The organism is Flavobacterium enshiense DK69, assembly GCF_000498495.1.
In the GTDB taxonomy this organism is placed as follows: Bacteria; Bacteroidota; Bacteroidia; order Flavobacteriales; family Flavobacteriaceae; genus Flavobacterium; species Flavobacterium enshiense.
In genome coordinates this window covers 1-13,413 of record NZ_AVCS01000003.1, presented here as the reverse complement: position 1 = coordinate 13,413, position 13,413 = coordinate 1, and the positions used below count along the sequence as shown (strand labels likewise).

Here is a 13,413-nt window from a genome sequence, read left to right as displayed (position 1 = left end):
TGATTTATGAGTATGAGGCATAATTAACAAAGGTAATTTTCTTCTTCACTATTTTTTTCGTCCGTTCCATATCTCATATTCTTCACCTCATTTATCTTTTGGTGCAATTGGTTCAGCAACACCTGATATCGGCTTATCTCAATAATATCCTCATCAGTTTCGGCATGGTCTATCAAATCAGTAATGATCTCATCTGCATCAACTAATTTTAGAGTTGCGGCATTAGTATCCTTGTCAACAACCAAATAATCAATTGCTTGTTGAATGGTTGCTCTTATTATGGTATAATTGATTTGCATTGTACTGGCTTTAACTGTTTTGATCATTAAACTGCTGCACAATAGCTTTGAGTTTTTCTTTTCTAAGTTGTGCTGCTTCCTTTTCCCTGTTTTTCTTTTGGTCCACTTTCTTTTTGTGTGCCAAACGATTAGTTTCGTTACGTCGTCCCATACAACTCTCCAATTTTGCGTTTTATTTCAAGAAATGTCTGGTTAGTAGTAATCAACCGTTCTATCACTTCTTTCCGCAGGTCATTTATACTATCAAATTTAAGGTATTTTGCCCAATTTTCAGTGGTAATTACCTCGTTAATTTGCCTGATTACACGAGCTGTTTCGGCTGCATTACGGACTTGTGCTTTACCATCGTACTTTGGGTTGGCCTTGTGCTGAAAACTTACTTCATTGGTGTCAAAATCCACTTCAATATAAAACAGGTTTTCATGTTCGTTATTCGGATAAAAATCATTCCAACCAGCATAACCAATTTTAGTCTTTAATGGTGTCCCTTCCGCCAGAGGCAACAATCGCCAGCGGCAGTTTGCAGCACGCCCCCAATGATTTGAAACACGGTACAATCCTTTTTCGGTGAAATAGTAGCTACTTCCCGATTTACTTGTGTAACCAAGTTTTAAACCGTTGATTTCCTCAGCCGGAACTTCTTTGTAAATACAAAAGGTATGTTTGTGGAAATTGGTTCTATTGTAGGTTTTCTGCATGGCGGCAAAGATAAAATTTTGAAACTTAACCGCAAAAAGTATAACAGTTACCCTTAAAAGAAGCCGAAATATACCAATCACAACAAAAGAACTAAATCTCTATCTTTGAAAAAAACATTTTTATGAAAGAAACCGTTCTGGCATTTGGAGCTTTGTATGGAGGATTGGCCGTTATTTTTGGTGCTTTTGGCGCACACGCCTTAAAGAAGCGAATGAGTGAGGATTTATTGAAAAGCTTTGAAACCGGTGTAAAATACCAAATGTATCACACTATAGTATTGCTGATACTTCCACAACTATTAACTTTTAGTTCTGCTTTGGAGGAAAGTATTGGCTGGTGTTTTATTACCGGAATACTATTGTTTTCTTTCAGCATTTATGGTTTGTGTCTTACTTCGATGACTGGCAACAAATGGCGCTTTCTTGGTCCGGTTACTCCCTTGGGAGGCTTGTTATTGGTTACCGGATGGGCCTTGCTATTTCTTACCGTGATTTAGAAATACTGTTGATTTAGCATTTTTTCTGCTTAAAACTTCAACTAATCAGCAGTTAATAAATTAATTGAATAAAAAAACCACTCAAATGAGTGGTTTTTTTATTTTGGAAAAGATATCCATTATGGGAAGATACCTCTTTGTTTGTATGCCATTTCAATTCGCACTAATGCTTGAATGTAAGCTGCTGTTCTCCAGTCTGTTTTGTACTGACCACCAGTAATAACAACACGGTTGAATGCGTCTTCCATTTTTCTTCTTAATTTGATGATCACATCGTCCATAGTCCAGATTTCTCCGTTACGGTTTTGTAACCACTCAAAGTAAGAACCGATTACACCTCCTGAATTACATAATATATCAGGGATGATCTCAACTCCTTTTGCTAATAAAATCTCTTCTCCTTCTGTATCTGTAGGTCCGTTAGCTCCTTCAGCGATTACTTTTGCTTTTACAGATTCTGCGTTATCAGCTGTAATCTGGTTACCCAAAGCAGCAGGAATGATGATATCACATTCGATTCCGAAGAATTCAGCTGAGTTATAGTCCTGTGTATTTTTGAAACCTGAAATAGTTCCGTTATCCGCCTGGAAACGCAATAATGCTTCTGGATCAATTCCTTCAGGATTATAGATAGTTCCTGTAGCATCCTGAACTCCAACAAGAATTGCTCCGTTTTTGTTCATGAAATGTGCTGCCCAGTATCCTACGTTACCAAATCCCTGAACGATATATGTTTTTCCTTCCAAAGAAGTGTTTCTTAATTTTGCCCATGATTCCAAAGTAACCACTACTCCAAATCCTGTTGCACGGTCACGTCCTTCCAAACCTCCTGATCCTACTGGTTTTCCAGTAACAACGTGTTGGTTTTTAGAACGCTCAGCCGGAGATTTTGTAGACATGTAAGTATCTGCAATCCAAGCCATCATTTGTGCGTTAGTGTTCACGTCCGGTGCCGGAATATCATGCTCAGGACCAATATTGTCACCTAATGCATAAGTAAAACGACGAGTAATACGCTCTAATTCACCCTGAGAATATTTTTTAGGATCCAATTGGATTCCACCTTTACCACCTCCATAAGGAAGTCCTGCTAAAGATGTTTTCCAAGTCATCCAAGTCGCTAATGCTCTTGCAGCATCGATATCAACTGTTGGGTGGTAACGCAATCCTCCTTTGTAAGGACCTAATACATTGTTATGCTGAACTCGGTATCCCGTAAATACTTCTACGGTTCCGTTATCCATTTTCACAGGAAAGTTAACTATAATTTCATTGTTTGTAGAGGAAAGGATTTTCTTAACAGTATCATCCAATCCCATAACGTTAGCAGCTTTTTCAAACTGTATCTTAACGTTTTCATACATGCTCGGCTGGGGCTTTGCTGTTGTTGCCATAATTTTTATGATTTTCAACTTAAGTTTTTCGTTTGTTTATTCCTTGCTCTGTAAAAAAGCAAGCAAATATATGTTTTTTAAAATTACATAAACTGATTTTTATCATTAAAAATGTAACACAAACCAACAATTTAACAACGCCTTAAGGGTTATTTGTGAAATATCGCCAGATTAGTAACAAAAGTTACTTACTTAAGTTTTTCAAAATCTTACATTTGCAAAAAAACAAGCCATGCATCAGCAATTAATAGAATCCTATTCCTATTTATTTGAAGATGAATTACTAAAAGAAATTGCATCGGTAGGCATCCAACGAAAATTTCGTCAGGATGAAATTCTTATCGAAATTGGCGAACAGATAAAATTCATGCCGATACTTCTAAATGGCGCCATAAAAATTCTTCGTGAAGACGAAAACGGAAACGAATTACTATTGTATTTTCTAGAACGCGGAGACACTTGCGCAATGACATTAACCTGCTGCTTAGGTAAAACTAAGAGTAAAATAATGGCGATTTCCGAAACCGAAGGCAATTTAATCATGATCCCGATTGACAAAATGGAAGAATGGCTTGTCAAATACAAATCATGGCGCAATTTCGTCCTTGAAAGTTACAATACACGTTTACTGGAAATGTTGGAAGCCATAGACACGTTGGCATTTATGAAAATGGACGAACGCCTGTACAAATACCTGACAGATAAAGCCAAAGTTTTAGGAACTTCAGAAATTGCCAACACGCATCAGGAAATTGCAACCGACATGCACACATCGCGCGTGGTTGTTTCTCGCTTGTTAAAAAGTCTTGAACTGGAAGGAAAAATAAAACTAAACCGCAATAAAATAGAAATACTTCAATTTTAATGGAAATACTGGGATATATTGGCGCCTTGCTTATTGGATTAATACTTGGGTTGACAGGGGGTGGCGGTTCCATACTAACAGTTCCGATCCTGGTTTATATTTTAAGCTTCAGTCCAGTTACAGCAACGGCTTATTCCTTATTTATAGTAGGGACAACTTCAGCCTTTGGTGCCACTCAGAATTTTTTTAAAGGCTTTGTGGATGTCAAAAAAGGATTTCTTTTTGCAATCCCTTCTTTCACGGCGGTTTACTTAACCCGACGTATTTTAGTCCCAAAACTTCCTGACACTATTATTTCGCTCTTTGGATTCAGCCTGAGCAAAGAGGCATTTCTGATGATACTATTTGCAGTAATAATGCTTTTTGCAGCTGCATCAATGCTGAAGAAAAAGAAAATCGACGATTTTACACCTACCGAAAAAAAAGAATCCAAACTCCTTTTTGTTGCCCAGACTTTTGGAATTGGGATTTTAATTGGTTTCGTTGGAGCCGGTGGTGGTTTTTTGATCATTCCTTCATTGGTGTTTTTTGCTAAATTGCCAATGCGAAAAGCCATTGCCACTTCCCTATTTATCATCGCCTTGAATTCGCTGATTGGGTTTGCCGGCGACATACAGACACTGGAAATCGACTGGCTTTTCTTACTGAGTTTCTCGTCCTTATCTATTATTGGGATTTTTATCGGAATTTATCTTAATAAGTTCTTAAATGAGGCTCAACTTAAGAAAGGGTTTGGTTACTTTGTACTGTTAATGGCGATTTTTATTTTATCCAAAGAATTCCTCAGACTGTAACCAATGTTACTTTTGATTTTAAATAATAAATTACCTTTACACAAAATTTGAACATAGATATGAAAATAGAACAAATTTATACAGGATGTATGGCTCACGCTGCCTATTACATTGAAAATAATGGAGAGGCTGCTATTTTTGACCCTTTACGCGAGGTTCAGTCGTACATCGATAAAGCAACTAAAGACAACGCAAAAATCAAATACATTTTTGAAACGCATTTTCATGCTGATTTCGTTTCCGGACACTTGGATCTGTCGAAAAAAACAGGGGCACAAATTGTTTACGGACCAACAGCAAAACCTAATTTCGAAACGATTATAGCTGAAGACAACCAGGAGTTCAAAATCGGAAACTATACCATTAAAGCAATCCACACTCCCGGGCATACTTTAGAAAGCACAACGTACCTTTTAATTGACGAAAACGGACAACAGCACGGAATCATAACCGGTGACACTTTATTTATCGGTGACGTAGGAAGACCTGATTTGGCTCAGAAACTGGTTACTGATTTGACTCAGGAAAAACTGGCGGGAATGCTTTATGATTCACTTCGTAATAAAATTATGCCTTTATCCGATGATTTGATCGTATATCCTAATCACGGAGCTGGTAGTGCCTGCGGGAAAAACATGAGCAAAGAAACCACTGATACTTTAGGGAATCAGAAAAAGGTTAACTATGCTTTGCGTGCCGACATGACTAAAGAAGAATTCATCGCAGAATTATTGGATGGTCTTAGTGCTCCGCCTGCTTATTTCCCTCAAAATGTTTTAATGAACATTCAGGGATATGACAGTTTGGAAACCATCATGACCAAAGCCAATACTGCATTGGAACCAGATTCTTTTGAAGCACTTGCAAATCAATCGGAAGCTTTAATTTTGGACGTACGTCACGAAAATGATTTCGTAAAAGAACATGTTCCTAATTCTGTATTCATCGGTTTGCACGGAAACTTTGCTCCTTGGGTTGGCGCTTTGATTATGGATGTTAAACACCCAATTTTACTGATTACACCTGAAGGAAAAGAAGAAGAAGCCATTACCCGTTTAGCACGTGTAGGATTTGACAACTGTCTAGGTTATCTGAAAGGCGGATTGACTGCATGGAAAGCTGCGGGTTTTGAAACCGAAAGCATAGTTTCCATTTCTCCTGAGCAATTTGCTACAGAAAAAGATCAGACAAAACATCCAGTTGTAGATTCAAGAAAACCGAGTGAATATAAAGCCGAACATGTAGAAAATGCAATAAACATTCCGTTGGATTTTGTAAATGCCCAACTTTCGGAAGTCCCTAAGAAAGAAGAATTCTACCTGCATTGTGCAGGAGGATACCGTTCTGTAATCATGGCCTCGATATTAAAAGCCCGCGGTTATCACAACATGATCAATGTAGAAAAAGGAATCAGCGGAATCCGTAATGCCGGGGTACCGTTAACGCAATTTGTTTGTCCTTCGACATTAAAATAAGAAAGTAACAATCGTGAAATAGAAAAATCAGGCTCTAGCCTGATTTTTTTTATTCATAAACTAACAAAAATTAGTCGTGCGAATTATCATTCCTAAAAAATAAATACTTTTGTATCACTTATAAACAAACGCTAATGAATCAGACGATTCACAAATGCTAAAAAATCAAATTATGACTAAGAGACTTCTTTTATTGGCCGGATTATCCATTTTAGCTTCATGTAGTAAAGTTGGGGATAATGAATTCCTTATTACCGGTAAGGCTGAAGGTATCGAAAACGGAAAAATGGCGATACTTCAAATTCAGAATGAAGCGGGACCTGTTTCAAAAGATACTGTAAAAATAGAAAACGGAAAATTTGAATTTAAAGGAGAATTCAAAGAAGGACCGGAAATTGGTTTTCTCGTTATTGACGGTCTAAACAATATGGTTCCGTTTATCCTTGAAAATGGAGAGATCGATATCACTGTAGATAAAGACACCGTCCAAAAATCTAAAATCGGAGGCACTGCAAATAATGATAAATTCCAGGAATACAACGATGGTTCCAACGTTATTTTCAAAAAAATGATAGCTTTCCGAAAAGCCAACCAACAAAAATTCATGGATGCTCAAAAAGCAAAAGATACTGCAGTAATGAATTCACTTTCAAAGCAAAACTTTGGCTTCCAAAAAGATATGGATAAATTTTCTGAAGAATTCGTTGAAAAAAACCCAACGACATTCCTTTCAGTTCTTTTATTGGAAAACTTCATTGGCCGACAAACTTTAGAGACTGACAAAATTGTAAAATTATACAATGCCTTATCTACAGACGTTAAAAAAACAAAGTGTGGTATGCGCGTAAATGAACATGTAAACCGTCAAAAAGCAGTAAATACAGATAGCGTTGCCCCAGACTTTGCAGCTCCAACCCCGGAAGGAAAAACCGTTTCTTTAAAAGAATCATTAGGTAAAGTAACAATTGTTGATTTCTGGGCTTCATGGTGCTCCCCTTGCCGTCAGGAAAATCCTAATGTAGTTGCATTATACAATGAATTTCATGCAAAAGGATTAAATATCATTGGTGTTTCATTAGACAAAGATGCTGATAAATGGAAAGAAGCAATCGCAAAAGACAAATTAACTTGGACACAAGTATCGAATTTGAAACATTGGCAAGAGCCGATTGCAAAACTATACAATGTTGAATCAATCCCTGCCACTTTTATCCTTGATGCTTCAGGAAAAATCGTTGCAAAAGATTTAAGAGGAGCTGAATTGAAAGCAAAAATTGCCGAATTATTAGCTAAATAAGTTTCTTTTCATCCGAAAAATAAAAAAATCTCCTCAGGGAGATTTTTTTATTTTATTCACACCCAACACGTTAAAAAAAAGTTATGAATTATCTTTAAAATATGTTTGGATACTGAAAAAACAGTTCTATATTTGCACCGCAATAAACAATTATGCGTTGGGGAGATACTCAAGCGGCCAACGAGGGCAGACTGTAAATCTGCTGACTAAGTCTTCGCAGGTTCGAATCCTGCTCTCCCCACAAACAAAAAGCAAGCTACAACAGCTTGCTTTTTTTGTTTAATATGTGATCTAAGTTTTACTTTATAAAAACAGAAACAAACAATCCGGCTTTACTCAAAATACAAAAGTCCGTTTATCTCTTCTACTTTCGACATCAATATCAATAGATTTGATTAAACCTCTTTCAACTAAATGCGTCTGGAATTGCTTTTATTTTTTGTCTTAAAATTAGAGCAATCAGATGTTTTTTCTAAATTTACGCTTCAAAAATTACAAGCACATAATTCACAAAACATTTGAAAGTCGTATTTAAATTTTTCCTTACCCTGATTTTACTTTTAAATGTAAGTCTCTTATTTGCACAACACCGCAGCAATCTTACTGTAAATGTCGACATGGCCAACAAGGTTCTTAACATTGAACAAGAGATCGTCTATATCAATAATACCAACAATATTATAAAAGAACTCGTATTAAACGATTGGAACAACGCCTATTCCGACAAAAACTCTCCGCTAGGGAAACGATTTTCTGATGAATTTATTCGCAGTTTCCATTTAGCAAAGGAATCTGAACGCGGAAGAACTTCCATAATCTCAATCACTGATGAAAACGATCTTGATTTACAATTTTCCAGGCCTGAAAAGCAGGTTGACTTACTAAGCATTCATTTGGATTCTCCTATTTATCCGAATCAGGAATTTAAACTAAAAATCAAGTACACCATTCAGGTTCCCAACCAGCGTTTTACCCGTTTCGGCTATGACGAAAACCTAGGCAGTTTATATCTGAAAAACTGGTTTTTAGCCCCTGCCCGATTTGACAATGGCATCTTTATCAAAAACAGTAACGAAAATCTGAATGATATTGCCAATGCTATTTCTGATTATGACATCAAAATTACCCTTCCAACCGGCATTCATGTTTATACCGACTTGGAAAGCACTAAAATAGCGGGCAATGAAAATGATTACGAAAGCACCTATCAGCTGAAAGGAAAAAACATTACCGATTTCAATCTCATCATTGAAACCCTGCCAACCTTTGTCAGCCATAAAAACAAATACCAGGAAGTAGTTTCCAATTTGAAAGACAAACGATTAAACGATATCCAGAAAGCTATCGTAATTGATCGTGTGGTTAGTTTTGTTTCCAATCAATTAGGAAAACTACCTCAGGAAAAAATAGTTGTTTCTCAAGTGGATTACGACAGAAATCCGTTTTACGGACTGAATCAGCTTCCCGCCTTTTTGAGTCCGTTTCCAAATGAATTTCTTTATGAATTAAAATTCCTGAAAACATATATCAATAACTACCTGAAAGCCGCATTACACATCAATCCCAGAAAAGACACATGGCTGATTGACGGAATTCAGACTTACGTTATGATGAGATACATCGAAGAAAATTACCCCGACATGAAAATGATGGGTAGGCTGTCTCAATTCAAATTACTGAAAGGTTATAATCTTTTTAAGTCTGATTTTAACGACCAATACTACTATCTATATCTCCTGATGGCCCGAAAAAACCTGGACCAGTCAATCGGGGATTCAAAAAACACGTTCATTAAATTCAATGAACAAATATCCGGAAGATATAAGGCCGGAATGAGCCTTGACTACCTAAACGATTATTTAGGCGATGATAAAGTTTCCAAAACAATTGCAGATTTCGTGAAACTGAATCAGGCCCAACAAACCGGCGAAGAGGATTTCAAAACCCTTTTAAACCAAAAAACAGACAAAAACACTGATTGGTTTTTCAAAACCGTCGTGCATAAACGGGATCTGATTGATTATAAATTCGGAGACATCAAAAAAAACAGTGATTCCATAGAAGTAGTCATTAAAAACAGAACCAATACCAATGTGCCGGTTTCAGTTTACGGAATCAATAAGGACACAATTATTTTCAAAAGATGGGTTGAAAACGTTGTCAAAGACAGCGCCTTAACGCTCCCGAAAGAGAATGTCGACAAACTTGTACTGAATTACGAAAACAAAATTCCGGAATACAACGCCCGGAACAACTGGAAAGCAACGAAAAGCTTTTTAGGAAACAATCGCCCTATAAAATTCACTTTCATAAAAGACCTTGAAGATTCCTCGGTTAATCAAATCTTTTATGTACCGGAATTATCATATAACTATTACGATGGCATTTCTCCCGGCCTAAGCATTCATAATAAATCATTTCTGGACAAACCTTTTATCTTTGATCTCAGCCCTATTTACTCCGTCAAGACAAATTCACTCATTGGAGGGGCTTTTTTTACCGTAAATCAAAATGTCCGAGAAGACCGTTTATACAATATTCGTTACAGTCTTGGCGGATCTACATACCATTACGCGCCAGATGCCGCTTACACCAAAGTGACACCTTCCATTAACTTCCGTTTCAGGGATTTGAATTACAGATCCAACGAGAAGGAAAACGTTTTGATCCGACACGTATTTGTAGAACGAGAACACTCCAACGTAGTAGTCAGTAAAGATGAAAATTATTCGGTTTTCAATTTGCGTTATTCCAAAGGAGCTTCAGAAATTACCAGAGTTTATGGGATGATGGCGGATGTTCAGATTGATAAAAACTTTGCGAAATTAGCCGGTGAAGTACAATATCGAAAGCTTTTTGACAATAACCGGCAAATCAATTTACGCCTTTTTGCGGGAACTTTTATGTATCGGGATACCAAGTCAGAATTTTTCAGCTTCGGCTTAGATCGCCCAACGGATTATTTGTATGATTATGCATTACTGGGCCGCTCCGAAACAACAGGTATTTTCAGTCAGCAATACATAATGGCCGAAGGAGGCTTTAAATCGAAATTAGATCCCCCTTTAGCTAACCAATGGATGACAACTATAAATGCAAGTTTCAACATCTGGAACTGGATTGAAGTTTATGGCGATATCGGTTTGGTAAAAAATGAAGGTTTTAAATCTAAATTTTTGTACGACAACGGAATACGATTAAACTTAGTTCCTGATTATTTCGAATTGTATTTTCCGATTTCTTCAAATAACGGATGGGAAATTACACAGCCTCATTATGGTGAAAAGATACGTTATGTGATTACATTGAGTCCGAAAACACTGATATCATTATTCACAAGAAAGTGGTTATAATGCTGTATTTAAAAAAAACAGTCATTATTTTCAATCAGTTTTATTGGAAAAATATCATAAAAAAACATTTTTAGATAAGAATAATTCATAAAAAACACAGTATCAAACAATATTATTATCAAAAGTGAAATTATTATTTTATCGTCCCATTGTTTTATATCGGAGAAATAATTAAATTTGTCACTTAACATATCATTAGCTATATGAACCAAACAGCCACTAAAGAAGTACTTTCATTTGAAGATTTCAAAACAGAAGTACTTAATGATTACAAAATTGCAACCATAAGCCGGGAATGTAGTTTATTAGGAAGACGTGAAGTTTTAACCGGTAAAGCAAAGTTTGGAATTTTCGGTGACGGAAAAGAAGTACCGCAATTAGCCATGGCAAAAGCATTCCGTAATGGTGATTTCCGTTCGGGATACTACCGCGATCAGACTTTCATGATGGCCATCGGTCAAATGACAATCCAGCAGTTTTTCGCTGGTTTATACGGTCATACCGATTTAGCTCACGATCCAATGAGTGCCGGACGTCAGATGGGTGGTCACTTTGCAACCCATTCGCTTGACGAAAACGGAAACTGGAAGAATCTTACGCAACAGAAAAATTCAAGTGCCGACATCTCTCCTACTGCGGGACAAATGCCTCGTTTATTAGGTTTGGCACAAGCTTCTAAAATATACAGAAATGTTGGCGGTATCAACCAAACTAATTTCTCCGAAAAAGGGAATGAAGTAGCATGGGGAACCATCGGAAACGCCTCTACCTCTGAAGGTTTGTTTTTTGAAACCATCAATGCAGCAGGAGTATTGCAGGTACCAATGGTAATGAGCGTTTGGGATGACGAATACGGAATCTCGGTTCATGCAAGATACCAGACTACAAAAGAAAACATTTCAGAAATCTTAAAAGGTTTCCAGCGTGATGAAAACAACAAAGGGTATGAAATCATCACCGTTAAAGGTTGGGATTACCCTACTTTGGTGGAAACTTATCAGAGAGCATCACAAATTGCCCGAGAAGAGCATGTTCCGGTTTTAATTCACGTTTTGGAATTAACGCAACCGCAAGGACATTCAACCTCAGGATCTCACGAACGATACAAAAATGCAGATCGTTTGGCTTGGGAAGCAGAATTTGACTGTTTAGCACAAATGCGAAATTGGTTGATCAGCAATAATTTGGCTACAGCCGAAGAAATCGAAGCTATTGACAATCAAGCTAAAAAAGACGTTCTTGAGGGTAAAAAAGCGGCTTGGTCAGCTTTTGTCGAACCAATGAAAGCAGAACAACAAGAGTTAGTTGCTTTATTGAATTCGATTGCAGCATCAAGTGAGAACAAAGTTTTCATTGAAAAATATGTAAACGATTTGGCTTCCATTAAAGAGCCAATCCGAAAAGATATTATCACTGCAGCCCGTAAAGTTTTACGTTTAATCGTAAAAGAAAACGGAAAAGCACAACTTTCAGCTTGGATTACTGCTTATATCGAAAAAATCCAGCCGAAATTCAGTTCGCATTTATTCTCACAATCCGATAACAACGTATTCTCTACAAAAGAAGTTTTACCAAAATATGACGAAACTTCAGAAGAAGTTGATGCTCGTTTGGTATTGAGAAATAACTTCGATGTTATTTTCGACAAACATCCTGAAACTTTGATTTTCGGGGAAGATTCCGGAAATATTGGTGACGTTAACCAAGGTTTGGAAGGAATGCAGGAGAAATACGGTGAATTCCGCGTATCGGATGCCGGTATCCGTGAGGCTACTATTTTAGGACAGGGAATCGGTATGGCAATGAGAGGTTTACGCCCAATCGCTGAAATTCAGTATTTGGATTACCTTTTGTATGCTATCCAGATTATGAGTGACGATTTAGCTACTTTACAATACAGAACTGCCGGTCGCCAAAAAGCACCGCTAATCATAAGAACACGTGGTCACCGTTTGGAAGGAATCTGGCATTCAGGCTCTCCAATGGGTATGATTATCAATGCAATCCGCGGTATTCACGTTTTGGTTCCGAGAAACATGACTAAAGCAGCTGGTTTCTATAATACTTTATTGGAAACTGACGAACCAGCTTTATTGGTGGAATGTTTGAACGGTTACCGTTTGAAAGAAAAAATGCCAACTAACTTAGGTGAATTCAAAACACCTATCGGAGTTGTGGAAACCATTAAACAAGGAAGTGACATTACGTTAGTTTCATACGGTTCTACATTGCGTTTGGTTGAACAGGCTGCAAAAGAATTGCTTGAAGTTGGTATTGATGCTGAAATCATCGACATCCAATCGTTGCTTCCGTTCGATATTAATCATGACATCGTAAAATCGCTTGCTAAAACAAACCGTTTATTGGTAATTGACGAGGATGTTCCAGGTGGAGCTTCTGCCTTCATTTTACAACAGATTGTAGACGAGCAAAAAGGATACAAACATTTAGATAGTAATCCGGAAACGTTAGCCTCTAAAGCACACCGTCCTGCGTATGGTACTGACGGAGATTATTTCTCTAAACCTTCAGTTGAAGATATTTACGAGAAAGTATATGATATCATGCATGAAGTTAATCCGGTGAAATACCCAAGCTTGTATTAATCGGATTTAATCGAAACAGATACTTTTAAAATACAGATTCCGCTACCATTCAGTTAGCGGAATCTTTTTTTTGTCTCAATTGGGTACATTCAGAAGTAAACTATTTCAAAAAATAAAACAAAAACTCCGATTTTG

The 13,413-nt window shown here is 37.1% G+C and carries 11 protein-coding genes and 1 tRNA gene; 8 read left to right on the top strand and 4 right to left on the bottom strand.

The annotated features are described in order from the left end of the window. Positions 1–23: 23 nt before the first annotated feature. From FEDK69T_RS00935 to FEDK69T_RS00930, 3 genes are read right to left on the bottom strand one after another with little or no spacing between them, the layout of a single operon-like run. Positions 24–326, bottom strand: coding sequence for a hypothetical protein (locus FEDK69T_RS00935; protein WP_023572252.1), 303 nt, complete (start codon positions 324–326; stop codon positions 24–26). Beyond that, on the bottom strand, positions 310–450 hold the full coding sequence (locus tag FEDK69T_RS16005) for a hypothetical protein (protein ID WP_165571682.1): 141 nt from the start codon (positions 448–450) through the stop codon (positions 310–312). Before FEDK69T_RS16005 ends, FEDK69T_RS00935 begins: the two co-directional genes overlap by 17 nt. Beyond that, positions 437–997 carry a hypothetical protein gene (locus FEDK69T_RS00930; RefSeq protein WP_023572251.1) on the bottom strand — a complete coding sequence of 187 codons (561 nt, stop codon included), beginning with the start codon at positions 995–997 and terminating at the stop codon, positions 437–439. The genes FEDK69T_RS16005 and FEDK69T_RS00930 overlap by 14 nt, the downstream gene beginning before the upstream one ends. Before the next feature lie 122 nt (positions 998–1,119). Between FEDK69T_RS00930 and FEDK69T_RS00925 the strand changes: the two genes are divergently transcribed. After that, complete coding sequence (locus FEDK69T_RS00925) at positions 1,120–1,494, top strand: DUF423 domain-containing protein (RefSeq protein ID WP_023572250.1); 375 nt, start codon at positions 1,120–1,122, stop codon at positions 1,492–1,494. Positions 1,495–1,613: 119 nt separating this feature from the next. Here the strand turns inward: FEDK69T_RS00925 and FEDK69T_RS00920 are convergent, their stop codons facing one another. Then, the gene (locus FEDK69T_RS00920; RefSeq protein WP_023572249.1) at positions 1,614–2,888 is read right to left on the bottom strand and encodes a Glu/Leu/Phe/Val family dehydrogenase; all 1,275 of its coding nucleotides are present in this window, start codon (positions 2,886–2,888) and stop codon (positions 1,614–1,616) included. Positions 2,889–3,120: 232 nt separating this feature from the next. Between FEDK69T_RS00920 and FEDK69T_RS00915 the strand changes: the two genes are divergently transcribed. The 7 genes from FEDK69T_RS00915 (at position 3,121) to FEDK69T_RS00880 (ending at position 13,278) form a co-directional block, all read left to right on the top strand. Further along, complete coding sequence (locus FEDK69T_RS00915) at positions 3,121–3,753, top strand: Crp/Fnr family transcriptional regulator (protein ID WP_023572248.1); 633 nt, start codon at positions 3,121–3,123, stop codon at positions 3,751–3,753. Then, positions 3,753–4,547, top strand: coding sequence for a sulfite exporter TauE/SafE family protein (locus FEDK69T_RS00910; RefSeq protein ID WP_035629885.1), 795 nt, complete (start codon positions 3,753–3,755; stop codon positions 4,545–4,547). Before FEDK69T_RS00915 ends, FEDK69T_RS00910 begins: the two co-directional genes overlap by 1 nt. 59 nt (positions 4,548–4,606) lie before the next feature. Next, positions 4,607–6,022, top strand: coding sequence for an MBL fold metallo-hydrolase (locus FEDK69T_RS00905; protein ID WP_023572246.1), 1,416 nt, complete (start codon positions 4,607–4,609; stop codon positions 6,020–6,022). A gap of 172 nt (positions 6,023–6,194) precedes the next feature. Next, complete coding sequence (locus FEDK69T_RS00900) at positions 6,195–7,319, top strand: TlpA disulfide reductase family protein (protein WP_023572245.1); 1,125 nt, start codon at positions 6,195–6,197, stop codon at positions 7,317–7,319. 159 nt (positions 7,320–7,478) lie between these two features. Next, positions 7,479–7,560: transfer RNA gene (locus FEDK69T_RS00895), tRNA-Tyr, on the top strand. Positions 7,561–7,837: 277 nt separating this feature from the next. Then, positions 7,838–10,672 (top strand): gluzincin family metallopeptidase, encoded by a 2,835-nt coding sequence (locus FEDK69T_RS00890; protein WP_316948999.1) that lies wholly within the window; start codon positions 7,838–7,840, stop codon positions 10,670–10,672. 203 nt (positions 10,673–10,875) lie between these two features. Further along, positions 10,876–13,278, top strand: coding sequence for an alpha-ketoacid dehydrogenase subunit alpha/beta (locus FEDK69T_RS00880; RefSeq protein WP_023572242.1), 2,403 nt, complete (start codon positions 10,876–10,878; stop codon positions 13,276–13,278). Positions 13,279–13,413: the final 135 nt, after the last annotated feature.